This window comes from Rhizobium sp. BT03 (genome assembly GCF_030053155.1).
Lineage (GTDB): Bacteria > Pseudomonadota > Alphaproteobacteria > Rhizobiales > Rhizobiaceae > Rhizobium.
In genome coordinates this window covers 2759575-2786467 of sequence record NZ_CP125640.1, presented here as the reverse complement: position 1 = coordinate 2786467, position 26893 = coordinate 2759575, and the positions used below count along the sequence as shown (strand labels likewise).

Here is a 26893-nt window from a genome sequence, read left to right as displayed (position 1 = left end):
TTTCAGCGTGGAGAACGCTGTTATCCGAGCGGATATCCCTCTTCGGGATCGGTGACCTCGCAGCCGTTGATGGACAGAGTGTAGCCGCTGGCATTGGACGCTTTTGAGACCGAAATGCGGTATTTGCCGCCGCCCTGTTCCACCTCTGCCGCAAAACCGTCCCATTCCGAAGGAAGCGACGGCCGTACGTAGAGGCGGTCGCCCTTCAGCCGGATGCCGAGGATGCCCTCGACGGCGGCGCGGTAGAGCCAGCCGGCTGAGCCGGTGTACCAGGTCCAGCCGCCGCGCGCCGTGTAGGGATCGTGGCCGTAGACGTCGGCCGCCACGACATAGGGTTCGACGCGGTATCGCTCCGCCGACGCCTTGTCGAGCGCATGGGTGATCGGGTTGAGGATCTGGAAGCAGCGCAACGCGTCGTCGCCCCGCTTCAGCTCCGCCAGCGCCATCACCACCCAGGTCGCGGCATGGGTATATTGCCCGCCATTTTCGCGCACACCCGGCGGATAGGCCTTGATATAGCCGGGATCCCTGGCCGAATTGACGAAAGGCGGTGTGAACAGCCGGATGATGCGGGCATCCTCGTCGACCAGCTGCTCGAGCACGGCATTCATCGCCGTGACGGCGCGGGCCGGATCCCCCTCGCCCGACAGCACGCTCCAGGACTGCGCAATCGAATCGATCCGGCATTCCGGGCTTTCCCTGGAGCCGAGCAACGCGCCGTCGTCGAACGTGCCGCGGCGATAGTAGCCGCCATCCCAGGCCGCGGTTTCGAGCGCCTTCTTCAGCTCGGTCAGATGCGCCGACCAGCGCTCTGCACGAGCCGTGTCACCACGCTCTTCGGCATAGGGAATAAAGGAGCGCAAGGCACCCGCCAGGAACCAGCCGAGCCAGACGCTGGTGCCGCGCCCGCCGATGCCGACGCGGTTCATGCCGTCGTTCCAGTCGCCGCCGAGGAACAGCGGCAGGCCGTTTGCCCCCTTGCGGGCGATGGCGAGATCGAGCGCCAGCGCCGCGTGCTCGTAGACGCTCGCCTTGTCCTCGGAAATCTCCGGCCTGTAGAAGGAATCGTGCTGGCCTTCCAGCAGAGCCGGCCCTTCCAGGAAGGCGATCTCCTCGTCGAGCACGCTCTTATCGCCGGTGACGCTGCAATAATGATGAATCGCATGGCTGAGCCAGACGACGTCGTCCGAGATCATCGTGCGCACACCGGCACCCGTTCCGGGCAGCCACCAATGCTGCACATCGCCTTCGCGGAATTGGCGCGAAGCGGCATTCAGGATCTGCCGGCGGGCGAGCGACGGTTCGTGCAGCACGAAGGCCAGCGTGTCCTGCAGCTGATCGCGGAAGCCGAAGGCGCCGCTTGCCTGATAGAAGGCGGTGCGGGCCATGATGCGGCAGCCAAGGCTTTGATAGGGCAGCCAGGTGTTGACGAGATTGTTCATCCCGCGATCCGGCGTCGATATCTGCAGCCTGCCGGTAAAATCCCGCCAGAAGGCCCGGTTCGCCTCGACGGCATCGTCGAACGAAGCCTTGCGGATATCGGCGACGACGCTGCGGGCTTCCTCCTCCGTCGGCGTATCGCCGAGGAAGAAGGTGAAGTCGCGCTCCTCGCCGGCGCCAAGCTCGACGTCGATCGCAAGCGCTGCGGCCGGGTCACCGTCGAGGTCGGCTGTGCCGGAAAGCGAGGCAGCGGAGATGACGGCCTGCGGCGCCTGGATCGTTCCTGCCTTGCCGACGAATTCGCGCCGGCTTGCCGAGAAGCTCGAAAGCGCCTCGCTCGCCGCGAAGAAGGCGGTGCGGCTGGAATAATCGATGCTGTAGGGATTGGTGGCAAACAGCGCCCCCGCCTGCTCGTCATATCGAGACAGGATGAAGGGCGCGGTGCGCGCCGCATTGCTGCCGAGGATCCATTCGACGTAACCGTAGAGACGCAGCCTGCGGCTGGTCGAACCGGTGTTGCGCAGACGCAGGCGCTGCAGTTTCACCGGCCGTTCGCGGTCGATCGTCTGCGTCAGTTCCAGCGCGATATCGTGCTGAACGCTGGAGAAAACGGAATAGCCGAGCCCGTGGCGGGCTTCGAAACGGATATCCGGCCGGCGCGAAAGCGCTGCGAACGGCGTCATGACCGCACCGCTGTCGAGATCGGCGAGATAGAAGGCCTCACCCGAACGGTTGATCACCGCATCGTTCGACCAGGAGGTCAGCTGATAGTCGCGCGAATTGGCGCTCCAGGTGAAGCCCGCACCCTCGGCCGACACGTGGAAGCCGAACCTGTCATTGGAGATGACGTTGATCCAGGGCTGCGGCGTCGCATGACCGCCGGGCAGGCGGACGACATATTCGCGTCCGTCGCGGGCAAAGCCGCCGATGCCGTTCCAGAAGTCGAGATCGCCCTCTTCCTCGATGACGACGGCGGGCACGACGGGCGGCGGCACCGGCGCGACACGCTTGACCGGCACCTTGTTGCGCTCGGCCCGTTCCATCTCCTGCAGCTCCTCCTTGGAGGGTGCAGTGAGCGCCACGGCGCGGTTGATCTGGTCGACCACCTTGCCGTTCTTCGTGTGCAGCGTGACGCGGGAAGCCGCGATCAGCGCATGATAGGTGCTCTCCTCCATCAGGTCCTTGCGAACCGCGAAGATATGCTGGCGCAACCCGTCGGCCTGGCCCATGCGGCGGACGTTTTCGCACATGGCGTCGAGCGCGTGCTGCATGTCCTGCGCATAGGATGAGGCGCGTTCGTTCATGATGACGAGATCGGCGGTGACGCCGCGCGAGCGCAGATATTCCTGCGCCAGCAGCGCCTCGCGGGCGATGTCGAGATCCATGTCGTCGTTGATGCGCAGCGTGAAGATCGGGAAGTCGCCGGAGATCGCCAGCGGCCACAGCGCCGATTGCGACTGCAGGCCGGCCTCGACGGTCGCCTCGTCCTTGCGCAGTTGCATGTCGGGATAGACGAGGTAGCGGCCGAGATGCTGGAAGGCCGCCGCCTGCTGCGAGGTGACGCCGACATGGCGCATCTGCACCTGGGTGCGCGTCCAGGCCTGGACCAGCTCGTGGGTGAAGGCGTCGGGATGGCGGTATCGATTGACCGCCTTGTCGACTTCGTCGCGGCTCGGCGCTGCGATGGTCCAGAAGATCACGCTGACTTTCTTGCCGGCCGGCACGCGGACGGTGCGGCGCAGCGACATCACCGCATCGAGCATGAAACCGTCGCTGCCGGAAAGCGTCGCACCCGGATCGAAGGCCGCCGCATCGGCAAGGCTGCGGCCGCGGCCGATGAACTTGCGCCGGTCGGTCTCAAATTCCGTGTGGCGGGTGTCGCCGGCATTGTCGACGATCAGATGGGCGATGCTGATGTTCGGCTCGTTCGGATCGCGCTTGTTGCGCTCGGCGCGGATGACGTCGCCGCGCTTGCCGATCTCGGTCTTGACGAACATGCGGGCGAATGCCGGATGCGCATTGTCGGTATCGTCGGAGGTGATCACCGGTTCGAGATAGGAGGTGACTTCGATGAAACGGTCTTCCGTGCCCATGTTGAGCAGGGTGACGCGGCGGGCCTCGGCATCATGCTCGGTCGCGATGATGCACTCCACCTCGCTGGTGAGGTCGCCGACCGTCTTGGTGAACTGCGCCTTCTCGTCGGCGAATTCGACCTTGATCGTTTCGCCCTCGACACCCTTCGGCTCGGAAGTCGTCGACCACCATTCATTCGTGGCGGTATCGCGCAGGAAGATGAAGCTGCCCCAGCGGTCTTCGGTCGGATCGGCTTTCCAGCGGGAAACGGAAAGGCCGTTCCAGCGGGAATAACCGGCGCCTGTCGCCGTCAGCATCAGCGAATAATGACCGTTCGACAGGAACACGAGTTCGCGGTCGCGCGATGCCGGATCGCTGATCTTCCTGATCTCAGGCCGCAGCAGATCGTCCTGGATGCTGGCCGGCGTATCGGATTCATGCTTGCCGCTCATGACAGGAATGTCGCGCGGCGCCTTTTCCTGCAGCAGAAGCTCCGCTGCCTCGATGACCGGATCGGAGTGGAAGAGCTCGCGCAGATGGCCGTTGAAGGCGACATTGGCGACGGCTGCGATCGACATGCCGTGATGGTGGGCATAATAATTGTAGACCACGGCGCATTTCTTGCCTTCCGGCACGCGCGTCGGCGTGAAGTCAACGGCATCGTGGAAGCCGAACTTGCCGAGTGCACCGACCTTGCGCAGCCGCTGCAGATTTTCGAGCGCGCCCGGCGGGTCGTACTGGCTGGCGAGCAGCGATGCGTAAGGCGCAATGACGGCATTGTGGCCGAGGCCGCGCTTCAGGCCGAGCGTCGGCACGCCGAAATTCGTGTACTGATAGTTGAGGTTATGGTCGCGGGCATTGAAGGCCGCTTCCGAAATGCCCCACGGAATGCCGAGCTTGCGGGCATAATTCATCTGTTCGACGACAACAAGATTGTTGGTCTGGTTGAGAATGCCTCCGCCGCGCTCCTGCATGACGAGCGGCGGCATCAGATATTCGAACATCGAGCCGGACCAGGAGACCAGCGCGCCGCGCGAACCCACGGGCACGACCTGGCGGCCGAGGCGGTACCAGTGCTCCGTCGGCAGATCGCCCTTGGCAATGCCGAACAGGCTGGTCAGGCGGCATTCCGAGGCAAGAAGGTCGTAGCAGGCCTGGTCGAGTTCACCGCTTTCGACGCGGTAGCCGATCGACAGCAGGCGCCGCTCCGGCCGGAACAGGAAGCCGAAATCCATCGAGAAGGCGAGATCGCGGGCCTTGTCGCGCAGCGCCACCAGGCGCGGCCTGAGCGCATCCACCTTGGACAGGTCGAAGGTGCTGTCCGATATATGCGCCTCGCAGACCTTCACCAGGGATGCCGCCCATTGGGTGACCTCTTCGCTCTGCTTCGACTTGACCTCATGGTCGAGATTGGCGGCGAGCTTTTCGATGTCGCGAGCGAGAACGGCGAGGTTGATGATGCGGATCGAGGCGAATTCATGCTCGCGCTTGACGGCGGCAAGCGCGTTCTGGAAGCCGACGATGCGCTCTTCCAGGCGCCGGCGCAGCGGCCGCACGGTCTTGCGGTCATCCGGCAGATCCGCCAGCACTTCACCGAGAATGCCGGCCGTGTCGCCGACGCCGTCGAGGTTGCCCTGCATATGGGCGGACGGCGCCTCGGCCCAGTTGCGGCAGGCCGACGAAATGGCGATCAGATGGCCGGCGAGATTGCCGCTATCGACGGCCGAGACATAACGCGGCCCAAGTGTCTGCAGCGTATCGGTGTGATACCAGTTGAACAGATGGCCGCGGAATTTCTCCATTCGGTCGATCGTCGAAATCGTCTGCTCCAGCCGCTCGAGCGTCTCCTCGAAGGAGAACCAGCCGAATTGCCGGCCGGAGACGACGGAGAGCAGATAGACGCCGATATTGGTCGGCGAGGTGCGCGCCGCGACGATCACATGCGGCGTTTCCTGGATATTATCCGGCGGCAGATAGTTCTGCTCGGCCGTGGTGAAGGTCTCGAAATAACGCCAGGTGCGCCGGGCGATCTTGCGCAGCTCGCTCGACACGGAATCGGCGACCTCGAGCCGGTCCTCGGTCTCGGCCGACTGGCTGACATACCAGGCGACGACAGGCGAGAGGATCCACAACAGCGCGAAGGGAATGCCGACGACGAAGGCGCTGCCGCCGGGCAGGGCGGCAAAACCGAGCGCCAGCAGCGCCAGCACCGGTGCATGCCACATCTGCTTGTAATAGGAGATCAGCGTGCCCTGGCCGCCGGCCTGAACGCTGGCGGCGGTCCGCCATTGCAGCATCAGCTTGCGGCTGACGAACAGTCGGTAGAGCGAACGGCCGATCGCATCCGCCATCATGGCGGCCGAATCGGCGATGAAGACGATCCGCAGTGCGACCTGCGCATTGGCCGCGGTGATATCGGACCAGACCGTATAGAGATGGGCGCGGGCGATGATATCGCTGGTGCGCGGAATGATGCCGTTGATCAGCGACAGCGTCGGCGCGACGAACAGGCAGAAGATCAGCAGAATCTGCCAGATCAGCGCGCCGAGCGGACCCATGAAATACCAGCCGAGCACGGAGGCGAAGAACCAGGCGATCGGCGTCAGCGAGCGGCGCAGATTGTCGAACATCTTCCAGCGGCCGAGCGCCGTGACGCCGTATTTCGGATTGAACATATAGGGCAGCAGCTGCCAATCGCCGCGCGCCCAGCGATGCTGGCGCGAAGTCTCGACCTCGTAGCGGATCGGGAAATCCTCCACCAGTTCGAGATCGGTGACGAGGGCGCAGCGCGCCATCGAGCCTTCGAGAAGATCGTGGCTGAGCACCGAATTCTCGTCGATCCGGCCCTTCAGCGACGCTTCGAAGGCGTCGACATGATAGAGGCCCTTGCCCGTGAAGGTGCCTTCGCCGGCGAGATCCTGATAGACGTCGGAAACGGTGAAGACGTAAGGGTCGAGACCACGGTTGATCGAAAAGACACGCTGGAAGACCGAGGCGTCCTTGCCCGTCGTCAGGGACGGGGTGACACGCGGCTGCAGCACGCCGTAGCCGCTTTCGACACGGCCGGTTTTCGGATTGATGACCGGGCGGTTGATCGGATGATAGAGCTTGCCGACGAGCTTGGTGACGGCATCGCGCATCAGGCGCGTATCGGCATCGAGCGTCATGACATATTGCACGTTGGCCGGCACGGTGTTGGCGCCCGGCAGATAGGTCGTGTCGCGATCGCCGCGCAAGAGCATGTTCAGCTCGTGCAGCTTGCCGCGCTTGCGCTCCCAACCCATCCACACGCCTTCGGCGGGATTGTAGAGGCGGCGGCGATGCAGCAGATAGAAACGCGTCTTGCCGTCATAGGCATAGCGGGCGGAAAGATTGGCGATCTCGCGTCTGGCATAATCGAGCACTTCGAGATCGGCGGGCGTTTCCTCGGTGTCGCTGTCCGGCCAGTCGCTGAGCAGCGCGAAATAGAGCTCGCCGCGCGGATTGGCGAGATAATGAACCTCGAGATTGCGCACGTGGTCGTCGACGCTGTCGCGGTTCGAGATCAGGCAAGGCACGACGAGCAGGGTGCGCGCATCCTCCGGAATGCCTTCCTTGAACTCGTAGCCGACGAGGCGCGCCGGCGTCACAAAGAAGGAAAGCACGGTGTTGAAGAGACCCGTCGCCCCCTCCGACGCCGGCAGTGAGAACATGATCAGCAGCAGGGCGATTTCGATCGGCCCCATGCCGGCATTGGCCATGAACCGGCCGACGATCGCCATGGCGATGACCGTCAAAAGCATGACGGGCACGGCAATGGCCAGCCAGTTGAACTGGCGCACCGCGCGCACGAAATGCTGGGTGACCGTCGGGCGATAATTCGCCCGCGCCTCGAGCTTCGGCCGCTGGGCGCCGGACAGGAAACCGCCGACATTCGGTTCATGCGGCTGCGGTTCGTCGGAGGCCTTGGCGGCATCCGTCATGTCGAGTGCCAGCTGGGCGATTTCCATTTCCGTCAGCGGCGAGCGTTTGGCCAGCTTTTCGATCTGTTTGCGATATTTGTTGCGCGAGCCGGAATCGAGGATGCCGTAATCCGAATGCTCCCAGAGCAGCTTGTCGACATGGCTGACCTGCTCGACCCAGACCGACCATTCGGCATCGTCGATCTCGCGAAGGCTGCGGATGATGTTGCCCATCGTCACGTTGCCGGAGGAGAGGCGGCTGTGTTCGGCCGTCGTCGCCTCTTCGGTGTTGCGGCCGAGTTCTTCCAGCCGCTCGTCGAGCCAGGTGATCGCCAGACTCGACGTCTGCGAGCCGTCACGCATGCGATAGAGGAACTGCGTCGAGAAGGTATTATCCTCGGCAAGCGGTTCCAGCGTCTTCAGATAGCTGGCCGCCGCGGCCGGATCGGTCAGGCGCACCAGCTCGTCGGCCGCCTCGTTGGCGCGGCGGCGCAGGCGGCGGCTGGCCTCGACACGGCTGGAAATGCGGCGAAGGTTTTCGACGAGCACGTAGCGCACGAGCGAAGGCAAGGCCCAGAGTTCGCCGATCCTCAGCGTCTCGCTGGCCTGAAAACCGTCGACCAGCGCCGTCAGGCTTTCCTGCGAGATCGTGCTGTGGGTATGGGCGACATAGAGCCAGGCCAGCACGAGGGTGCGCGGCACCTCGACACCGCCGACCACCATGGTCGGCAATTCGCGATAGAAGCGGCGGGGGAAGTCGCGCCGCACCTCCTGGATCGCCTCTTCGACGATATAGTGATTGTCCAGCAGCCATTCCGCCGCCGGCGTGATCGTCTCGCCGGCTTCGACGTCGGTCGCCGTGGTCCGGTAGACGCGCAGAATTTCCTTCTCGTTTTCCTTATGGCGCGCGAAGAAATCGAAGGGGGCGAAAGCCGGCAGCCGGTCGACGCCGCCGCGGGCGACCGCATCGCCCATCGCCTTGATGTCCTCGATGGCAAGATAGGTCGCGCGGATCGAATCGTTGTGATCGATCTGCTTCGTTTCGGTTTCGCGCGGAAGGCTCGGAGAAAGATTAGAAATAGACATGGGTTCGGTTCTGGATCCAAACGAAGTTATGGCTGTTTTGCTCAGCCTTTTGCACTGCTTATCATGACTGCTACATGAACGGAGCCCGTTTCTTCGAAGATCGATGAAGCCGGGATAAATGACGCTTGGGCCAAGCGATGCGAACGGGCTAAGCCCCGATCCAGGGCGCGGCCCGACGGGTGATCAAGACCCTCGATACCCTCTCGGCGAAAGCCATGTCGAAAATTGGACACCATCGGGATAATTCAAGTCAAGAGGCATGCACCGCGCGTCCGGCGCGCCCGTCCGGGAGGCATATTTCCGGCGTTCGCTCGCAAAAGCCACCTTCGGATTTTGACCTGAAGACATCGCTGGGATACACTGCATCCCAATGCAATACGAGGATCGTATCATGTCGGACAACGAAAAATCTCAGGTCTCCCTCAGATTGCCCACGCGAACGGTTGAAGCCTTCGATCGCATCGCACGGATTCTTGACCGCGACCGTACCTGGGTGATGTTAAAAGCCCTCGATCAATATCTTGCGAATGAAGGCGGTGAGATTCTGCAGGATGCCGAGGGTCTCGACGAACTCGACCGCGGGGAAAGCGTCGATCTCGGTGATGTACTTGAAAAGGCTCGAATGATCGTTGACGCTTCAGACCTTCGACATCGTCGGGTTGGCTGATGCCGCCTGTCCGTCTATCCAAAAGTGCCGAACGCTGGTTTCTGATCAAAGTCGCCGAACTGGCGGAGATCAATCCCGCAGCAGCCAAACACCTTATCGACCGACTTGAAAGACAGAGAGCGCTGTTGTCGTCCTTTCCCAACAGGACGGAGAAGGGCATCCTGGAAGGGACGAGGAAGGTCAGCATGCCGCCCCTGGTTCTCACTATCCGGGAGCGCAACGGCACCATTGAAATTGCCGCAATCAGAGATGCGCGGCAAAGGGATGCCTTTGCGCCAACGGAATTGCGTGATGCCGCCTATGACGAAGAGACAGATGACCAAGGGGAAGGAGCCCATGAATCGGCTAGGTCACGGTTCTGATGGCCGCGGAAACAGATAGAGGAGAATGATGATCGAACTCCGAATGCCGAGACAGATTAAATGTTCCGGAATTCGATCAGGGCGAAAACCGCCGCAACGCCGGCATTTGCCGCGTCTATCGCTCGCCGATTACCCGACGATCCCGCAAACCATGGCCACGACGAACAGGAATGCCGCCGTGAAGATTGCGCCATGGACCGCCATTTGAAGCCTATGGCGCGTGGTGATCGGCTTCTTGGTCGCTGCGGAACCGTACTGGTTCACGTGAGCATGCGAAATACCCAGATCTGCCATATGTCGCCTCCGTTGTTTTTAAGCGGCCGGTTGTGCGGCTCGCGGTGATATTCTTATTTTCTCTATCAAGTAGGTAGAGATAAATTTCCGTCCAGAGCGAACGAAAGAGAAAATTCAACCAGCCCTTTTAGCAGCCTGTCTTTTTGGCAGCCCGCTTTTAGCAGCCCGCATTTAGCAGAGTGTGCGCCATGCCCAGATCCACGAGCGCTCGACGGCGTCCTCGGTCTGAGACGGGCTGGCGGGGATCTCGATCAGCCGACGATCCTTTTCCGCAGGAATGGAGACCGAAGCCTGGTCCCGGCGATCGGCTTTCACGGGAGGATCGAGGTAGCCCATGGTCATCCCACCGAGAAAGAACATGCCTCAACCTCCATTGATCACGAAAGCTAACAATCGTTAACAGGATCATGACAGAAGCGGGGCAGCTGTCAATAGTCTAGTTGAATGGTCGTCTTTTAGGGGAATCTTATCCTTAACGCCGCCGCCGGTCTTTTCTTTTCAAGGAGTTGAAAAGATTGGCCTTCAGGCTTTGACGAAACCCTTGCTCGCGATCATCAAATTTCTCGTGTAGTCCTCATGAACCGCACCGCTTGCCAGGTCTTTCGAACTCAAGCGTTCGACAACGGCGCCGTTGCGCATCACCGCCAGCCTTTCGCACATATGGGTGATGACGCCGAGATCATGGCTGACCATCACGAAGGTGAGCCTGCGGTCGCGCCGGATCTGCTCCAACAGGTTCAGCACCTCGGCCTGCACCGAGGCATCGAGCGCCGATGTCGGCTCGTCGAGCAGCAGGATCGACGGTTCGACGATCAGCGCCCGGGCGATCGCCACGCGCTGCCGCTGGCCGCCGGAGAGCTGGTGCGGATAGCGGAAACGGAAGCCGTTGCCGAGGCCGACTTCGTCGAGCGCGCGGGCGATGCGCGTCTCGCTGTCGCCAATGCCGTGGATTGCCAGCGGTTCGAGCAGCAGCCGGTCGATCGTCTGGCGCGGATGCAGCGAGCCATAGGGATCCTGGAAGACCATTTGCACGCGCCGATAGAAGGTTTTGCCGCGCTTCGAACCCTTCAGCGCTTCGCCATCGATGCGGATCGCGCCGCCGCTGATCGGCGCCAGCCCGGCCACGGCCCGGAGCAAGGTCGATTTTCCCGAGCCGGATTCACCGACCAGACCGAAGGATTCGCCGCCTTCGACCGCGATGCTGACATCCTTCAGCGCATGAAATTGATCATAGACGACGCTGAGATCGTCGGCCTCCAAAGCTGCGCTCATGCCGCCCACTCCGGCCTCCGGTCGAGCACCGGCAGCGGATGACGGTTCTGGCCGATCTCGGGCATGCAGTTCAGCAAGCCTTGCGTATAGGGATGCTGCGCATGTCTGAGATCGGCGGCCGCGAGCTCCTCGACGATCTTTCCGGCATACATGACGATCACCCGGTCGCAGAAGGAGGAGACCAGTCGGAGATCATGGGAAACGAAGATAAGCCCCATGCCACGCTCGGCCACCAGCCTGTCCATGATTCTGAGCACATCGAGCTGCACCGTCACGTCGAGCGCCGAGGTCGGCTCGTCGGCAATCAGCAGTTCAGGCCCGGCAATCAGCATCATGGCGATCATCGCGCGCTGCCCCATGCCGCCCGAAACCTCATGCGGATGCAGGTCGAAGACGCGTTGCGGATCGCGGATCTGCACCGCCTCCAGCATGGCGAGCGCCCGCTCGCGCGCCGCCGCCTTGCCGACCTTCTCATGCGTGCGCAGGGTTTCGCAGATCTGCCGGCCGATCGTCATCACAGGATCGAGCGAATATTTCGGATCCTGCAGGATCATGGCGATGCGCTTGCCGCGCAGCCTGCGCCTTTCGCCGGCGGAGGCCTTGATGAGGTCGATGCCGTTGAATTCAAGCCTGTCGGCGGTGACGATGCCGTGTTTCGGCGTCAGGCCCATGATCGCCCGGCCGGTCTGCGACTTGCCGGAGCCGGATTCGCCGACGATGCCGAGCCTTTCCTTGCCGAGCGTGAAGGAGACGCCGCGCACGGCCTCGATCACCCCGGTGCGGGTGGGATAGCTGACCTTGAGCTTATCGACCGTCAGAATTGTCGTCACTGGCCGGCCTCCTTCGGATCGAGCGCGTCGCGCAGGCCGTCGCCGAGCAGATTGAAACCGAGGCTGACGATGAGGATGGCGATGCCGGGCATCGCCGCGACCCACCATTGATCGAGGATGAAGCGCCGTCCCGAAGCGATCATCGCCCCCCATTCCGGCAGCGGCGGCTGCGCCCCGAGGCCGAGGAAGCCGAGACCGGCCGCCGTCAGGATGATGCCCGCCATATCGAGCGTCACGCGCACGATCAGCGAGGAGATGCAGAGCGGCATTACATGGCGCAGGATGATGCGGAACGGCGAGGCGCCCATCAGCTTCACCGCTGAGATATAATCGGACCGCCGGACCGTCAGCGTCTCGGCGCGGGCGATGCGGGCATAGGGCGGCCATGAGGTGATGGCGATGGCGATAATCGCGTTCTGGATGCCGGGACCGAGTGCCGCGACGAAGGCGAGCGCCAGCACCAGTTTTGGAAAGGCAAGGAAAATATCGGTGATGCGCATCAGCGTCGCATCGACCCAGCCTCCGGCATAACCGGAAACCGTGCCGACGATCAGCCCGATCGGCGCCGAGATGACGGCGACGAGCACGATGACGAACAGCGTCAATCGCGATCCGTAGATCAGCCGCGAATAGATATCGCGGCCCTGGTCGTCGGTGCCGAGCAGGTATTCAGCCGTTCCCGGCGGCAGCAGCCGCGCATTGCGCAGATCGCCGACGACGGGATCATGCGTGGCGATGAGATTGGCGAAGGCGGCGATGAAAAGCAGCGCCACGATGATCAGCAGGCCGACGACGGCGAGCCGGTTGGCGGTGAACTGCCGCCAGGTGACATAGGCGCGGCCGAGACGGGCCTGCAGGCGCGATTGCGGCCGGTCGGACAGCAGCCATTCGCGGCGGCTCATCGCAGGAGATGGGCTGGCGGGAGCGGTCATCGGTTTCGCGTCCTCGGGTCGAGCGTCCGGTAGAGAAGATCGGACAGAAGGTTGATGCCGATGAAAACAGTGCCGATGACGATGGTGCCGCCGAGCACGGCGTTCATATCGGCGTTCTGCAGCGAATTGGTGATGTAGAGCCCGATGCCCGGCCAGGAAAAGACGGTCTCGGTCAGCACCGAGCCTTCGAGGAGGCCGGCATAGGAAAGCGCGATGACGGTGACCAGCGGCACGGCGGCATTGCGCAGCGCATGGCCCCAGATCACCCGCGTTTCCGAAAGCCCCTTGGCGCGCGCGGCAACGATATATTCCTGGGACAGCTCGTTCAGCATGAAGCTGCGCGTCATGCGGCTGATATAGGCGAGCGAGAAATAGCCGAGCAGGGATGCAGGCAGAATGATGTGGCGGAAGACGTCGGAGAAGACATCCCATTGCCCCTGCCAGGCACTGTCCAGCAGATACAGGCCGGTGATCGGCGTGAACGTATATTCGAAAACGATGTCGATGCGGCCGGGAAAGGCCACCCAGCGCAGCTGCGCATAGAAGATGACGAGTGAAATCAGCGCCAGCCAGAAGATCGGCACAGAATAACCGACGAGGCCGATGACGCGCACCACCTGGTCGGCGATGCTGCCGCGACGCACGGCGGCGAGTACGCCGAGCGGCACGCCGACGAAAGCGCCGATCAGCGTTCCGAGCGTCGCAAGCTCGATGGTTGCCGGCAGGACGCGGCGGATATCGACCATGACGGGATTGGTCGTCAGCACCGAATTGCCGAAATCACCGGACAGGATGCCTTTGATATAGATGAAGAACTGCTGATAGAGCGGCAGGTTGAAGCCCATCTCCTGGCGCACCCGCTCGACGACATGGTTGGGCGCGCGGTCGCCGAGAATGGCGAGCACGGGATCGATCGGCACGACGCGGCCGATGAAGAAGGTGACGGCCAGCAGGCCGAGATAGGTGGTGACGGCGGCAAACAGGAACCGCCCCAGGGCCTTTGCAAAGGCCCTGGCACGGCCCTTTCGGGGCCGCGCCTCTGGCGTTGTTTCGACGGTGTTCAAGCGATCGATCCTGCCGGACTATTCCTTGGCGATCGGACCGACGAAATTGGTGTCGAAGCTCGGGCCCAGCTTGAAGTCCTTCAGGTTCTTGCGGTAACCGGCCACTTCGGTCTGCTGGAAGATGAAGACGAAGGGGCTATTGGCAAGATACTTCTTCTGGATATCCTGATATATGGCGGCGCGCTTGGCGGCATCGCGTTCCAGCAGTGCGGCCTTCGCCTGTTTGTCGAGTTCCGGCGCTTCCCAGGCATTGCGCCATGCGAGCGTCTTCACCGTGCCGGCATCGGAATTGTCGGGATTGCCGGTAAAGGTATCGGCATTGGAATTCGGGTCGAAATAGTCCGAACCCCACTGGCCGATATACATATCGTGGGTGCGGGCGCGGTACTTGGTCAGCGTCTGCTTGCCGTCACCAGGGATGATTTCCATCTTCACGCCGGCCTGCGCCAGCGTCTGCTGCATGGATTCGGCGATACCGGTCACCGGCTGGTTGTTGCGCACATCCATGGTGATCGAGAAACCGTCGGGCACGCCGGCCTTGGCGAGCAGCTCCTTGGCCTTGGCGACATCGAGCTTGTAGGGATTTTCGTCGAGCGCACCGAGCTGGCCCTTCGGCAGGAAGGTTTGGTGGATTTCGCCGATCCCCTTGATCAAGGTCGCGCCGATCGCATCATAGTCGACCAGATATTTGAAGGCTTCCTGCACCTCGGGCTTCTTCAGGTTCTCGTTCTTGTTGTTGAGGCTGACGTAATAGATCGTGCCCTTCGGCGCACTCGTCGTCGCCAGATCGGCATTCTTGGAAACGGCGTCGATATCGCCAGGTTCGAGGTTGCGGGCGATATCGATATCGCCGGCTTCGAGCGCCAGCCGCTGGGCGGCACTTTCCTTCATGTAGCGATAGATGACGCGGTTGAGCTTCGCCTTGTCGCCGTAATAATTGTCGTTGCGTTCGAGAACGACGACTTCATTGGCGCGCCATTCACGCAGCTTAAAGGCGCCGGAGCCGGCATAGCCTGTTTTCAGCCACTCATTGCCGAAATCATTGTCGTATTTGTGCTCGGCATCCGGCGTCACCGCCTTCACATGCTCCATCACCAGCTTCTTGTCGACGACGGAAGCGACGGTCGCCGTCAGGCAGTTGAGCACGAAGCTCGGCGCATAGGCCTTGTCGACGGTGAAGACGAAGGTATTGGCATCGGCCGCCTTGGCCTTTTCGGTGACGTTGTCGCCGGTCAGGCCGAACTGGGTGAGGATGAAGGCCGGGCTCTTGTCGAGCTTGACGGCGCGCTCGAACGACCAGGCGACGTCTTCGGCGGTAACAGGATTGCCGGAGGCGAATTTCAGGCCCGGTTTCAGCTTGAACGTATAGGTGAGACCATCATCGGAAACGCTCCAGCTCTCGGCCAGATCGCCCTTCACCTTGGACGTGTCGTCCATGTCGAGACGGACGAGCAGGCTGTAGCTGTTGCTGGTGATTTCGGCGGTCGAAAGCTCGAAAGCCTCGCCCGGATCCATCGTGATGATATCGTCGATCGCGAACCCTTCGACCAGCGTATCCTTGGGTGTCTCGGCGAAGGCGGAAGGTGCCGCCATCATCAGCAGCGAAAGAGCGGCGCCTGCGGAAAGCAGGCGGAAATTGCGGCTGAGCTTGGTGATCATCATGGTCTGTTCCCCTGTTCTTGATTGATTACGAAGCGTTTGTCGGTCATGCCCCATTAAAACTATTGTCCATTCCTGACGCGTCCAGAGGCGCGCAGCGCTTTAGGCGCGGTCCTCCCGCCAGGCTTGTGCCAGGATGCGAAGCCAATTTTCACGGGCAAGTTTCGTGAGATCGGTCTCACCATAACCAACCTCCCGGAGAGCGGCAATCAGCTTCTGATTGCCGCTGGCATCGCCGATTTCCTCGGGAATGGTGGCCCCGTCGAAGTCCGATCCGAGGCCGACGCAGTCGATGCCGATGCGGTTCACCAGATAGTCGATATGGCGGATCATGTCGGCAAGCGGCGTGTCGCTGTCCGAGCGGCCGTCGGGACGCAGCATGGCGGTGGCATAATTGATCCCGACGAGCCCGCGGCTTTCGCGGATCGCATCGAGCTGCCGGTCCGTCAGGTTGCGCGCGACCGGCGTCAATGCATGGGCATTGGAATGGCTGGCGACCAGCGGCTGGTCGGTCGTCTTCGCCACGTCCCAGAAACCTTTTTCGGTGATATGGGCAAGGTCGATCACGATACCGAGGCGATTGCATTCCCTGACCAGCGCGAAGCCGGCATCGGTGAGGCCGGGCGCCGTGTCCGGCGACATCGGGAAGGCGAAGGGCACGCCGTAACCGAAGACATTGTGCCGGCTCCAGACCGGCCCGAGCGACCGCAGCCCGGCTGCATAGAAGACTTCGAGCGCCGCAAGGTCGGCGCCGATCGCCTCGCAGCCTTCCATATGCAGGACGGCGGCGAAAATATTGTCGGCCATGGCGCCGCGGATATCTTTTACCGTCCGGCAGAGCCGCCAGGCGCCGGCCTGGTCGAGCCGCAGCGCGATGGCCGCCATTTCAGTGGCAATGGCAAGGGAAGGCAGCGGATCGAGAGGGGCTGCCATCGGCGTGACATAACGGCCGTCTGCATCCGGATCGGCGAAGACCAGATCGCCCGAGGGAATGTAGATGGCGCAGAGACCGCCCGAAAGCCCGCCCTCTCTCGCCCGGCGCGCATCGATATGGCCGAGCGTCGTGCCGTTTGCGAATTCCGCGATCGGGTCGCTGCCGTCTTTTGAATGTGTCCAGAGTCGAAGGAGAACGTCGTTGTGACCGTCAAATACCAATTGCATCTGTCTTCCTGCGCTGCCCGAGCGGGAAGACCAGAATAGAAAAGCTGGCGGAATTCGCCACCTCTTTTTTATAAATTCCGCGCCTGCGCCCTAAAAACGGAACGGGGGCCGAAGCCCCCGCAAAAACAATCGGATCGCACCATCTGGGATCAGTGCTTGCGGCGCTTCTTCTGCCGGTAGACGTCGATGACCACAGCCGCGACGATGATGAGACCTTTGACGATCTCCTGGTAGTAGGCGTCGATCCTGAGGAAGGTGAAGCCTGATGTCATGACCCCGAGGATGATGGTGCCGATGACGGTGCCGGTGATGCGGCCGACGCCACCGGTGAGCGAGGTGCCGCCGATGACGGTCGCGGCGATCGCGTCGAGTTCATATCCGACGCCCATGCTGGCCTGCGCGGTTTCCGCGCGTGCCGCCGTGACGATGCCGGCGAGACCCGCCAGCAATCCGGCGATCACATAGACCTTGACGAGATGCGCCTCGATGTTGATGCCGGAAACGCGCGCCGCCTGCGGGTTGGCGCCGATGGCATAGGTGAACTTGCCATAACGGGTGTAGCGCAGCGCAATGTGGAAGATCAGCGCAACGACGAGGAAGACGACGACCGGCCAGGCCTTGGTGCCGATGAAATGAAACTGCTCGGTGATCCCGGAAACCGGCTGTCCCTTCGTATACCACTTCGCCACACCGCGGGCCGAAACGAACATGCCGAGCGTTGCGATGAACGGCGGGATTTTCGTATAGGCGATGAGCGCGCCGTTCGCCAGACCCGCGGCCGCCCCGATCAGCAGGCCGATCATGATCGGCACGAAAGCCGGCAGGTCGGTCAGCGACGGAAAGACCGCCCGTCCCCAGGTCGACGATTGGGCGAAGCTTGTGGCGATCATCGCCGTCATGCCGACGACCGAGCCCGAGGAAAGATCGATGCCGCCGGTGATGATGACCTGGGTGACGCCGACGGCGATGATGCCGATGACGGAGACCTGCAGGATCATGATCGTCAGACGCTGCGAATTCATCAGGAAGCTCTGGCCGATGAACATCCAGCCGAGCGCTTCATAGATGAGCGCGATGCCGACGAGCACGAGGAAAATGCTGAGCTCGGTCGGCAAGCGCCGCCGCCTTTGCCGGGTTGCGAGCGGAGCCGCGCCCTCTGCTGCCTTGGTACTCATGTCAAACCTCCCTTGGGCGATGACGGACGGCACATCACTGCGCAGCCAGCTCCATCACCTTGATCTGCGTTGCTTCATCGCGATTGAGGAAACCGGTCACGCGGCCCTCATGCATGACCATGATGCGGTCGCTCATCCCGAGAACCTCGGGCATCTCGGACGAGATCATGATGACCGCCACGCCGTTTCGCGCCATGTCGGTGACCAGCCGGTGGATCTCCGCCTTGGCCCCGACATCGATGCCGCGCGTCGGCTCGTCGAGGATGAGGATGCGCGGATTGGTGAGCAGCCAGCGCCCGATCAGCACCTTCTGCTGATTGCCGCCCGACAGATTTTCCACCCGCTCGTAAAGATTGGGCGTCTTCACCCGCAGCTTTTTTGCCATGTCTTCGCAGGTCGCCTCGATGGCGCCCTGCTGCACGAAACCGCCCTTGACATATCTGTCCTGGAGAACGGCGATCTGCATGTTTTCGAGAATATCGAGGATCAGCAGACAGCCGGTATCCTTGCGGTCCTCGGTCAGGAAGGCCATCTGGTGGCGGATGGCCTCGGTCGGCGAAGAAATCGTCACCGGCTTGCCGTAGAGCTCGATCGAACCGGAGCTTGCCGGCGTCACGCCGAACAATGTTTCGGCGACATTCGACCGCCCGGAGCCGACGAGGCCGGCCACCCCGAGGATCTCGCCCGCCCTTACCTCGAAGGAGACGTTCTTGAAGACGCCGTTGAGGCAGAGATCCTTGACCGAGAGCATCACCTCGCCGATCGGCACCTCTTCCTTGGGGAACATCTGGGTGATCTCGCGCCCGACCATCATGCGGATGATGTCGTCGCGGGTCACCTCGGTCGAGGCATGCGTGCCGATATATCGGCCGTCGCGGAAGACCGAGAACTCGTCGGCGATCTCGAACAGCTCGTTCATCTTGTGGGTGATGTAGACGATGCCGATGCCCTGCGCCCTCAGGTCGCGGATGATGCGGAAGAGGTGCTCGACCTCGCGCTCCGTCAGCGCCGAAGTCGGCTCGTCCATGATCAGCACGTCGGAATTATAGGAAACCGCCTTGGCGATCTCGACCATCTGCCGGTTGGCGACGGACAGGTACCGGACCTCGATATCGGGATCGATGTCGATATTCAGCCGGGCAAAGAGCTCCTCGGTCATGCGATGCATGACGCCGTGATCGACGAAACCGAAGCGGTTCTTCGGCTCGCGGCGGATCCAGATATTTTCGGCGACCGTCATGAACGGCATCAGGTTCAGTTCCTGATGGATCATGGCAATGCCGTTCTCCAGCGCGTCGAGCGGAGATTTCAGCTGGATTTCGATCCCTTTCAGGCGGATATCGCCTTTGTCGGGGATGTAGATGCCGGCGAGGATCTTCATCAGCGTCGATTTGCCGGCGCCGTTTTCACCCATCAGCGCATGCACGGAGGCGCGCTTCAGCCGGAACTGTACGTCGTCGAGGGCGACGACACCTGGAAATTCCTTGCGAACGCCCTCGGCGCTCAACAGATATTCCGCATTCGGGACTGCACCGCTCGCACGCACGGCGGCCATGGTTGTCGGGCTGACGGCCATATCATCTCCTCCGGATACGGACAGGCGAAAAGGATGCGGGCAAGGCCCGCATCCCGTTTGGCGTTCGCCTCAGTTCTTGGTGACGAAGTCCTTGACGTTTTCAGGCGTCACGAGCTGGAAGGGAATATAGACCTTCTTCTCGGTCTTTTCGCCCTTGGCGATCTTCAGCGCGGTGTCGAGCGCACCCTTGCCCTGGCCGGCAGCGTCCTGGAACACGGTGACGTCGAGATCGCCTGCCTGCATGGCGGCAAGCGCGTCCTGCGTGGCGTCGACGCCGCCGACGACGACCTTGGTCATATCCTTGCCGGCTGCCTTCAGCGCCTGGATGGCGCCGATCGCCATTTCGTCGTTGTTGGAGATCACCGCGTCGAATTCGATGCCGCTGGAGAGCCAGTTGGTCATCAGGTCGGCGCCCTGGGTGCGGTCCCAGTTGGCCGTCTGCTCTTCGACGATCTCAAGACCCTTGCATTCATCGGTCTTGATGACGTCATGGACGTCCTGGGTGCGCATGCGCGCAGCCTGGTTGGAAAGCTCGCCCATGATGACGACGGCCTTGCCCTTGCCGCCGAGAATGCGGCAAACTTCCTTGGTTTCCAGCGTGCCGGATTCCTGCTCGTTGGATGCGACGAAAGCCTGCTTCTCCGGCAGCGTGTCGACATTGACCGGCTGGCGGTTGACGTAAACCAGCGGAATGCCGGCATCGGCGGCAAGCTTCGACATTGCCGTCGTCGCGTCGGTATCGACAGGGTTGACGATGATGGCATCGACCTTGGAGGCGATGAAATTCTGGATCTGGCTCTGCTGCTTGGAAACGTCGTTCTGCGCGTCTTCGACCTGCAGCGTCACGCCGGAAAGCGTCTTGGCATAATCGGTCATGCCGTTGCGCAGAACGGTCAGAAAGTTGTCGTCGAATTTCGCCATCGAAACGCCGACGGTTTCTGCGTGAGCGGCCGTCGACATGACGAGCGCCATCGCAGTGCCCAGGATAAACTTTTTCATTTTCACTTCCTCCACAAATGGTGCCCGGCTGCACCCTCCTCACGCCGGAGCCCCAGGCATTTGCCCTGGAGCCGGAATTTTCTCGCCGCCTCTCCTGCGGCGCTCCGCTTAAAACGGAACAAACAAACCGTAAAATTTTCTCTTCGGAATATTCATTCCATTTTCTGGGAACGGCGTCAAGCCTCTTTAGCGGCGACGAGATCGGGAAGAAGGCGCAAGGCCGCGCACTTTACGATCGACGCCTGCATTGCCTCTGTTGTGAAAGGCGAAAGCCGCCTCCATCTATGGGAGGCTCGAAGACAAGGCCGCGGCCGCAGGCGTCTTCGATCTCTCGACGCGGCCGGTCATTTAAGGATTTTGGAGACAGGGCAAATGTCCATTTCGATCTATCGCCTCACCGTTCCGATGTTCCAGCGCGGCCTCGCCAGCCTGAAGGCCTATCTCGACAAGGCCGAAGCCTATGCGAAGGAGAAGAATATCGATCCCGCCATCCTGGTTGCCGCCCGCCTTGCGCCCGACATGCTGCCGCTCTCCGGCCAGTATCAGCGCGCCAGCGACAGCGCCAAATTCACCCTCTCCAGGCTGACCGCCACCGACGCCCCGAAGTTCGAGGACAATGAGAAGACGTTCGACGAGCTGCGCGAGCGGCTGGCCAAGACCGAAGCCTATCTCGCCGGCTTCTCCCCGGACGCGCTGGAGGGCGCGGAAACGCGTGAAATCACTTTGCCGGGCAACAGCGGCATCGTGCTTCCGGGCAGCGAATATGTCACCATCTTCGCCCTGCCGAACTTCTATTTCCACGTTGCGACCGCCCACGCCATCCTGCGCAACCAGGGTGCGCCGATCGGCAAGCGCGATTATCTCGGCTAAAGAGAGTCAGGGCCGGCGCGTCGCCGGCCCTTTTTCCGTCAGCTCGGTATAGGCGAGCGTCTGATCGAGATGCCGTGCCCGCAGCGACAGCAGCTTTTCGGCATAGTCAAGCCGGGTCGCCGCATAGGCCGGATCGGCCGCGAGATTGTCGAGCTCCATCGGATCGTCGTGGAGATTGAAGAGCAGCGGCGGCAAGGCGGCAAAATGCACGTATTTGAACCGCGCGTCGCGGATCACCGCAAGATTGCACTCGTTCGACCTGAGCCCGAAATACCGCTCCGTCTCGCCCCCGGCGATATCGCGGAAATCGAACTCCCAGAATGCCGCGTCCCGCCAACCCGGTCCGCTTGCGCCGTTGACAAAGGGCATCAGTGACCGGCCGTCGAGCCCGTTCTTCGCCTCGATGCCGAGCCTTTGGCAAACTGTGGGAAAAATGTCCGCGGCACTGGTGAAATCGTCGACGACCCCGCCAGCGACGCTGCTTACGGGATCGCGAATGACAAGCGGAATGTGGTAGCTGCCGTCGAAGAAGCCGCCCTTCCCCAGCGTCCAGTGATCGCCTGCCATCTCGGCGTGATCCGAGGTGAAGACAATAAGCGTATCGTCCCAGGCGCCCGCATCCTTCAGGGCCTGCCAGATCCGGCCGAGCTGCGCATCGACCTCTGCGATCATGCCGTAATAGATCGCTCGGATCGCCGCGAAATCCTCGCCATCCCAGTCGCTGAGCGGTCCCGTCGCGCCGTGGATGAAACTGCTCTTGCCGGTGCGCGGCATGGCATAGGCGAGATAGGGATGACTTGCCTCTTCCGTTTGGGCGTTGGCCGCGCGCGCAAAAGCCGGCCCATCACCGGCCCGGAACATTCGGTTGAACGGCTCCGGCACGGAAAAGGGCGGATGCGGCCGCAAGAAGGAGACATGCGCAAACCATGGCCCGTCCTGTTCGCCCAGCCAGCGGATGAACTCGCCGGCGAGGAACGCCGTCTGGGTCTCGTCGCTGGAATAGGCCGGCGCCGCATCGGAAATGTCGCCGGCGCGCGCGCCGACGGGAATATGAATGTCGCGGCTGACGGCGTCCCGATGACCACGGGACCTGAGCCAGGAGAGCCACTGCCTTTCATGCTCCGGCAGCAGCTGGCGTGCGGTAAAGCCCGGCAGCACGCCTTCATAGGTCGTCAGATGCGGGTCATTGGCATCCATACCGCGCGGATCGGGCGCCGTGTCGGTATAGCCGAACAGCGTCGGGTCATAGCCCGCCCGCCGGGCGGCCAGCGCCAGATTGTCGAAGCGCGCATCGAGCGGCGAACCATTGCGGCAGACGCGGTGGTTCATCTGGTAGAGGCCGGTATAGAGCGTCGCCCGCGCCGGCGAGCAGGGTGCCGCGCCGGCATAATGCCGCCGGAAGAGGGTGCCCTCCCGCGACAGCGCATCGACATTGGGCGTTTTCACGCAAGAATGGCCGATGGCCGACAGGCAATCGCCGCGCCATTGATCCGCGGTGATCAGCAGGATATTCGGCCGGCGGTCGCTCTCAATTCCGGCTGGCTCAATGCTGGTTGGATCTTGCATGCCAGTTCCAGGCGGAGCGGATGATCTGGCTGAGATCATACTGCGGCACCCAGCCGAGCACGTCGCGCGCCTTGTCGTTATTGGCGACCAGCGTATGCGAATCGCCTTCGCGCCGGCCGATATATTCGACCGGGAAAGGCCGGTTCGACACATCCTCGATCGCGCCGAGCAACTCCTTCACCGTCGTGCCGGTGCCGGTGCCGAGGTTGAGCGCGACGGAATCCCCGCCCTTCAGCAGATATTCGACGGCGCGCACATGCGCATCGGCAAGATCCAGCACATGGATATAGTCGCGCACGCAGGTACCGTCGCGCGTCTCGTAATCGCTGCCGAACACCTTGAAGCCCTGGCGGCGGCCGAGGGCGGCGTCGATCGCCAGCGGGATCGCATGCGTCTCCGGCTGGTGCCATTCGCCGATCCGGCCTTCGAAATCGGCGCCGGCCGCATTGAAATAACGCAGCACCACCGAGCGCAGGCTCCGGTACTGGTCGTAATCGGCAAGCGCCTGTTCGACGATATATTTCGTCCGCCCGTAGGGATTGATCGGCACCTGCCGGTGCGTCTCGTCGAGCGGCACGCTCTGCGGCAGGCCGTAGGTCGCGCAGGTGGAGGAGAAGACGAAAGCATTGATGCCGGCCGCCTGCGCCGCCGAAAGCAGCGTCAGCGTGCCGATGACATTGTTCTCATAGAAGGAAACCGGATCTTTGACCGATTCGCCGACCTCGATCAGCGCGGCAAAATGCAGGATCGCCGCCGGCTTGTGCTTGGCGAGCACCTCGTCCAGCCGGGCGCGATCGCGAATATCGCCTTCCTCCGCCGGCCCCCATTTGACGAACTCCCGGTGGCCGTTGGAAAAATTATCGAAGACGACAGGCTTGTAGCCCTTGTTCGCCAGGTCGAGACACGTATGCGAGCCGATATAGCCGGCGCCGCCGACGACAAGAACCGTTTCACCTGCCATGCACCACCCTTATTATTAGCGAGAGATGAAAGAAACCTAGACGAGATACACGTCAATAAAAAGAAGGAATTGCGATAGGCGTGAACGGACAATAGGTCAAATGCCGAACCGCCCCGGCGGCAGTCGGAATTATTCGCGTGATTTGCATAACCGCCCGTTTTAAGGGGCATTCACAACATGGTCCGCAGCAATCAGCCAGGGAGCGCGCGAATGAGGAAGGCATTGGTCGTTTGGGGCGGCTGGCAGGGCCATGAGCCGGAGCAATGCGCTCATATCGTCGCCGACCTGCTGCGCGAGGACGATTTTGCGGTCGAGGTCACTGGCGATCTCGGCATATTCGGGTCACCGGCGCTCGCCAAAGCCGACCTGCTGGCACCGATCATCACCGGCGAAACGCTGGAAAAACCCCATGCGGCTGCCTTGGTCGAAGCCGTGCGCGGCGGGCTGGGGCTTGCCGGCCATCACGGCGCGCTCGCCACCTCCTTCAAGGAAAGCGCCGCTTTCCGCTATGTCTCCGGCGTCACCTGGGTCGCCCATCCCGGCAACATCATCGACTTTCGCGTCGCCGTCACCCGCCAGGACGATCCTGTGATGGAGGGCATTCCCGACTTCGACTATCGGTCGGAGCAATATTATCTGCATTATGATCCGACAGTCGAAATCCTGGCGACCACCACCTTCACCGGCGCCTATGATCCTGCCGCCCGCAATGTCGTGATGCCTGTTGTCTTCAAGCGCCATTTCGGTGCCGGCCGCATCTTCTATTCCGCGCTCGGCCATGTCGCCGCCGAATTCGACCATCCCTATATGCCTCTCATCCTGCGCCGCGGCCTGAGCTGGGCCGCCCGCCAGTAGATTTGGGATGCTGCATCGGGCACCGCTCGAGGGCGGCTGAACTCTATCCGAGAACGCTTTCGATATTCCCCGACGCTGAGGTCATTGACGTGGCGACACCTGCCGGCAAGACCGATCGTCCGCCTGGAATGCCGCTGAATATTCGAGAGGTGGCAAGAAGGCCTAACGAGCCGCTTTCAGCTGCAGGTCGTTCTCGACGGCAGGGGCCGCCTCGTCATAGACCCGCATCAGCCGCCCGGCTGCCTTCAGCTTCTCGATGAGATCGTTTCCATCGGGCGAGGCTTTGGTCAGCTCCAGCTGCTCGAACTCCCTCAGCGCCTGAGCCCAATGGCTTTCCCCGCGCCCATCCGGCCTGCCTTCCGATTCCCACAGTGAATAAGCGCGCTGGCTGACCCAGGCGTCTTTATTATGACTCATGACAAACCCCAGCGGAAAATTTGGAAGGCAATGTTAAACAGGTAACAAGGTGCCAAAACCGGCTTTAGGAGTCGTTACGAGGCAGCGTTATTTTTTAGCTAACGGCCACGATTCGGTGAGACTAAGCGCCGATAAAGTCATACGAATTCGCGGTATGGCCGCACCCGGAATTATCCCGGCGCCGCCCCACCCGACACCTTGGACCGACTTCAACGCTAAGATACTGTCCGCCTGAAACGACAGCGGTGACCCATGGCAGCAAAGACGACTCTCAACGCAAAAAACCTGGAAGCGCTCGGCGCGCAGCGTCTCGCCGAACTGCTGATCGAAATCAGCACCGGCAGCGCCGCCCATAAGCGACGTCTGCGCATGGAACTGGCCGGCAATCAGGGCAGCACCGAGGTCGCCCGTGAGATCCGCAAGCGCCTCGGCAGCATCGCACGAGCGCAGAGCGTCATCGAATGGCATAAGGTAAAAGCCGTCAACGCGGACCTCGAAACACAGCGATCCGCGATCGTTACCGTCGTGGCCGCCGACGATCCGAAGGAAGCGTTCGATCTCATCTGGCAATTCCTTGCCGTTGCCGATTCGATATTCCACCGATCCAACAGCAACGACATCGCCTTCACCGAGACCTTCCATCAGGCATGCGCCGATGCCGGCGTCATCGCCAGGGCCGCGGGGATCGGTATCGATGTCCTTGCCGACAAGGTTTTCGCTGCCTTGCAGGATAACGACCACGGCCAATATGACCCGCTGATCACCGAAATAGTTCCGGTGCTGGGTAAGGACGGCCTGGAACGTTTGAAGGGCCTCCTGGTGCAATGGTTGAAGGAAGAGGAGGAGAAGCCTGCCGATGCCGACCGGGAAACTTTCGGCTGGGGCAGCGGACCGACCTATCTGGACGAGATCTATGCCAGGCATCGGCAACAGAGGGCGCGCATCGCTCTGCAGGACATTGCCGATGCTGAGAATGATGTCGATGCCTTCATCGCCCAGCAGCCGGAAGAGACCTTAAGGATGCCGATGGTCGCGATCGCGATTTCCGACCGCTTGCTCCTGGCTGGGCGCGCCGAGGAAGCATTGAGGATTTTGGACGGCGTCGATCACCGGGGATGGTTCGAAATGCCTTTTGAATGGCAGGAAGCCCGCGTCGAAACGCTCGAAGCGCTCGGACGGGGGGACGAAGCGCAGGCCTATCGATGGCAATGCTTCGAGCAGTCGCTGAACGGCGAGCACCTTCGCGCTTTCCTGCGAAAGCTCGCCGACTTCGACGACATCGAGGCCGAGGAGAAGGCGTTCGCCTTCGCGCACGGCTTTCCGGATGTTCATCGAGCCCTTGCCTTTTTCCTTGCCTGGCCCTTGCCGGCCGAAGCCGCGAAACTCATCTTCAGGCGCCAGGCGGAACTGGACGGCGACCGTTACGAGCTGATGACGTCGGGCGCCGAAATGCTGGGGGAGAAACACCCGCTCGCAGCGACCGTGCTGTTACGCTCAATGATCGGCTTCACTCTCGATAACGGCCGATCCAGCCGTTACCGGCATGCCGCGCGCCATCTGGCGGAATGCGCCTCGCTCGCGCCTCACATCGACGATTTCGGCAGCGCCCGGCCTCACGACGCCTATGTTGCCGAGCTGAAGCGCCAACATAGAAAGAGGCATGGCTTCTGGAGCCTGCTGCTCTAAATTGCTT

General features: G+C 62.0%; 20 protein-coding genes. 5 read left to right on the top strand and 15 right to left on the bottom strand.

Features of this window, described 5'->3' with window-relative positions; all coding sequences use genetic code 11:
* Positions 1–20: 20 nt before the first annotated feature.
* On the bottom strand, positions 21–8540 hold the full coding sequence (locus QMO80_RS13645) for a glucoamylase family protein (protein ID WP_283197062.1): 8520 nt from the start codon (positions 8538–8540) through the stop codon (positions 21–23).
* A 391-nt stretch (positions 8541–8931) separates the two neighbouring features.
* Between QMO80_RS13645 and QMO80_RS13640 the strand changes: the two genes are divergently transcribed.
* Both QMO80_RS13640 and QMO80_RS13635 read left to right on the top strand, forming a co-directional pair.
* Positions 8932–9207 carry a CopG family ribbon-helix-helix protein gene (locus tag QMO80_RS13640; protein ID WP_283197061.1) on the top strand — a complete coding sequence of 92 codons (276 nt, stop codon included), beginning with the start codon at positions 8932–8934 and terminating at the stop codon, positions 9205–9207.
* Positions 9207–9569, top strand: a complete 363-nt coding sequence (locus QMO80_RS13635) for a type II toxin-antitoxin system RelE/ParE family toxin (RefSeq protein ID WP_283197060.1) — start codon at positions 9207–9209, stop codon at positions 9567–9569. The genes QMO80_RS13640 and QMO80_RS13635 overlap by 1 nt, the downstream gene beginning before the upstream one ends.
* A 129-nt stretch (positions 9570–9698) precedes the next feature.
* On the opposite strand, the gene QMO80_RS13630 is transcribed toward QMO80_RS13635, so the two are convergent.
* The 11 genes from QMO80_RS13630 to QMO80_RS13580 all read right to left on the bottom strand — a co-directional run bounded on the left by QMO80_RS13630 (position 9699) and on the right by QMO80_RS13580 (position 20531).
* A complete protein-coding gene (locus QMO80_RS13630; protein WP_167347777.1) occupies positions 9699–9863 on the bottom strand; it encodes a hypothetical protein in 165 nt (54 codons plus the stop codon).
* Between the two features lie 171 nt (positions 9864–10034).
* Positions 10035–10223, bottom strand: a complete 189-nt coding sequence (locus tag QMO80_RS13625; RefSeq protein ID WP_283197059.1) for a hypothetical protein — start codon at positions 10221–10223, stop codon at positions 10035–10037.
* Between the two features lie 162 nt (positions 10224–10385).
* A complete protein-coding gene (locus tag QMO80_RS13620; protein WP_283197058.1) occupies positions 10386–11135 on the bottom strand; it encodes an ABC transporter ATP-binding protein in 750 nt (249 codons plus the stop codon).
* A complete protein-coding gene (locus tag QMO80_RS13615) occupies positions 11132–11965 on the bottom strand; it encodes an ABC transporter ATP-binding protein (protein WP_283197057.1) in 834 nt (277 codons plus the stop codon). Before QMO80_RS13615 ends, QMO80_RS13620 begins: the two co-directional genes overlap by 4 nt.
* On the bottom strand, positions 11962–12897 hold the full coding sequence (locus tag QMO80_RS13610; RefSeq protein ID WP_283197056.1) for an ABC transporter permease: 936 nt from the start codon (positions 12895–12897) through the stop codon (positions 11962–11964). Before QMO80_RS13610 ends, QMO80_RS13615 begins: the two co-directional genes overlap by 4 nt.
* On the bottom strand, positions 12894–13961 hold the full coding sequence (locus QMO80_RS13605) for an ABC transporter permease (RefSeq protein ID WP_283197055.1): 1068 nt from the start codon (positions 13959–13961) through the stop codon (positions 12894–12896). The genes QMO80_RS13610 and QMO80_RS13605 overlap by 4 nt, the downstream gene beginning before the upstream one ends.
* An 18-nt stretch (positions 13962–13979) precedes the next feature.
* Positions 13980–15623 (bottom strand): ABC transporter substrate-binding protein, encoded by a 1644-nt coding sequence (locus QMO80_RS13600; RefSeq protein WP_283197054.1) that lies wholly within the window; start codon positions 15621–15623, stop codon positions 13980–13982.
* Positions 15624–15722: 99 nt separating this feature from the next.
* The gene (locus QMO80_RS13595; RefSeq protein WP_283197053.1) at positions 15723–16781 is read right to left on the bottom strand and encodes a dipeptidase; all 1059 of its coding nucleotides are present in this window, start codon (positions 16779–16781) and stop codon (positions 15723–15725) included.
* Positions 16782–16930: 149 nt separating this feature from the next.
* Positions 16931–17956 (bottom strand): ABC transporter permease, encoded by a 1026-nt coding sequence (locus QMO80_RS13590; RefSeq protein ID WP_049733299.1) that lies wholly within the window; start codon positions 17954–17956, stop codon positions 16931–16933.
* A gap of 34 nt (positions 17957–17990) precedes the next feature.
* Complete coding sequence (locus QMO80_RS13585; RefSeq protein WP_283197052.1) at positions 17991–19532, bottom strand: sugar ABC transporter ATP-binding protein; 1542 nt, start codon at positions 19530–19532, stop codon at positions 17991–17993.
* A 69-nt stretch (positions 19533–19601) separates the two neighbouring features.
* Positions 19602–20531 (bottom strand): sugar ABC transporter substrate-binding protein, encoded by a 930-nt coding sequence (locus QMO80_RS13580; protein WP_283197051.1) that lies wholly within the window; start codon positions 20529–20531, stop codon positions 19602–19604.
* A gap of 372 nt (positions 20532–20903) precedes the next feature.
* Here QMO80_RS13580 and QMO80_RS13575 point away from each other — a divergent pair, with 372 nt between their 5' ends.
* Positions 20904–21401 carry a DUF1993 family protein gene (locus tag QMO80_RS13575; RefSeq protein WP_283197050.1) on the top strand — a complete coding sequence of 166 codons (498 nt, stop codon included), beginning with the start codon at positions 20904–20906 and terminating at the stop codon, positions 21399–21401.
* A gap of 6 nt (positions 21402–21407) precedes the next feature.
* Here the strand turns inward: QMO80_RS13575 and QMO80_RS13570 are convergent, their stop codons facing one another.
* The gene (locus QMO80_RS13570; protein ID WP_283197049.1) at positions 21408–22967 is read right to left on the bottom strand and encodes an alkaline phosphatase family protein; all 1560 of its coding nucleotides are present in this window, start codon (positions 22965–22967) and stop codon (positions 21408–21410) included.
* Positions 22945–23928: a UDP-glucose 4-epimerase GalE gene (gene galE, locus QMO80_RS13565; RefSeq protein ID WP_283197048.1), complete on the bottom strand. Its 984-nt coding sequence runs from the start codon at positions 23926–23928 to the stop codon at positions 22945–22947. The genes QMO80_RS13570 and galE overlap by 23 nt, the downstream gene beginning before the upstream one ends.
* Before the next feature lie 210 nt (positions 23929–24138).
* On the opposite strand from galE, the gene QMO80_RS13560 reads away from it, so the two are divergent.
* Positions 24139–24783, top strand: coding sequence for a ThuA domain-containing protein (locus tag QMO80_RS13560; RefSeq protein WP_283197047.1), 645 nt, complete (start codon positions 24139–24141; stop codon positions 24781–24783).
* A gap of 162 nt (positions 24784–24945) precedes the next feature.
* Here the strand turns inward: QMO80_RS13560 and QMO80_RS13555 are convergent, their stop codons facing one another.
* Positions 24946–25200 carry a DUF2934 domain-containing protein gene (locus tag QMO80_RS13555; protein ID WP_283197046.1) on the bottom strand — a complete coding sequence of 85 codons (255 nt, stop codon included), beginning with the start codon at positions 25198–25200 and terminating at the stop codon, positions 24946–24948.
* Positions 25201–25452: 252 nt separating this feature from the next.
* On the opposite strand from QMO80_RS13555, the gene QMO80_RS13550 reads away from it, so the two are divergent.
* The gene (locus QMO80_RS13550) at positions 25453–26886 is read left to right on the top strand and encodes a DUF6880 family protein (protein ID WP_283197045.1); all 1434 of its coding nucleotides are present in this window, start codon (positions 25453–25455) and stop codon (positions 26884–26886) included.
* The last annotated feature ends 7 nt before the right edge of the window (positions 26887–26893 follow it).

Excerpts from the sequence above, each read along its gene's own strand:
- QMO80_RS13645 (WP_283197062.1), bottom strand. The coding sequence starts at position 8,540 with ATGTCTATTTCTAATCTTTCTCCGAGCCTTCCGCGCGAAACCGAAACG.
- QMO80_RS13640 (WP_283197061.1), top strand. The coding sequence starts at position 8,932 with ATGTCGGACAACGAAAAATCTCAGGTCTCCCTCAGATTGCCCACGCGA.
- QMO80_RS13635 (WP_283197060.1), top strand. The coding sequence starts at position 9,207 with ATGCCGCCTGTCCGTCTATCCAAAAGTGCCGAACGCTGGTTTCTGATC.
- QMO80_RS13630 (WP_167347777.1), bottom strand. The coding sequence starts at position 9,863 with ATGGCAGATCTGGGTATTTCGCATGCTCACGTGAACCAGTACGGTTCC.
- QMO80_RS13625 (WP_283197059.1), bottom strand. The coding sequence starts at position 10,223 with ATGTTCTTTCTCGGTGGGATGACCATGGGCTACCTCGATCCTCCCGTG.
- QMO80_RS13620 (WP_283197058.1), bottom strand. The coding sequence starts at position 11,135 with ATGAGCGCAGCTTTGGAGGCCGACGATCTCAGCGTCGTCTATGATCAA.
- QMO80_RS13610 (WP_283197056.1), bottom strand. The coding sequence starts at position 12,897 with ATGACCGCTCCCGCCAGCCCATCTCCTGCGATGAGCCGCCGCGAATGG.
- QMO80_RS13600 (WP_283197054.1), bottom strand. The coding sequence starts at position 15,623 with ATGATGATCACCAAGCTCAGCCGCAATTTCCGCCTGCTTTCCGCAGGC.
- QMO80_RS13595 (WP_283197053.1), bottom strand. The coding sequence starts at position 16,781 with ATGCAATTGGTATTTGACGGTCACAACGACGTTCTCCTTCGACTCTGG.
- QMO80_RS13590 (WP_049733299.1), bottom strand. The coding sequence starts at position 17,956 with ATGAGTACCAAGGCAGCAGAGGGCGCGGCTCCGCTCGCAACCCGGCAA.
- QMO80_RS13585 (WP_283197052.1), bottom strand. The coding sequence starts at position 19,532 with ATGGCCGTCAGCCCGACAACCATGGCCGCCGTGCGTGCGAGCGGTGCA.
- QMO80_RS13580 (WP_283197051.1), bottom strand. The coding sequence starts at position 20,531 with ATGAAAAAGTTTATCCTGGGCACTGCGATGGCGCTCGTCATGTCGACG.
- QMO80_RS13575 (WP_283197050.1), top strand. The coding sequence starts at position 20,904 with ATGTCCATTTCGATCTATCGCCTCACCGTTCCGATGTTCCAGCGCGGC.
- QMO80_RS13570 (WP_283197049.1), bottom strand. The coding sequence starts at position 22,967 with ATGCAAGATCCAACCAGCATTGAGCCAGCCGGAATTGAGAGCGACCGC.
- galE (WP_283197048.1), bottom strand. The coding sequence starts at position 23,928 with ATGGCAGGTGAAACGGTTCTTGTCGTCGGCGGCGCCGGCTATATCGGC.
- QMO80_RS13560 (WP_283197047.1), top strand. The coding sequence starts at position 24,139 with ATGAGGAAGGCATTGGTCGTTTGGGGCGGCTGGCAGGGCCATGAGCCG.
- QMO80_RS13555 (WP_283197046.1), bottom strand. The coding sequence starts at position 25,200 with ATGAGTCATAATAAAGACGCCTGGGTCAGCCAGCGCGCTTATTCACTG.
- QMO80_RS13550 (WP_283197045.1), top strand. The coding sequence starts at position 25,453 with ATGGCAGCAAAGACGACTCTCAACGCAAAAAACCTGGAAGCGCTCGGC.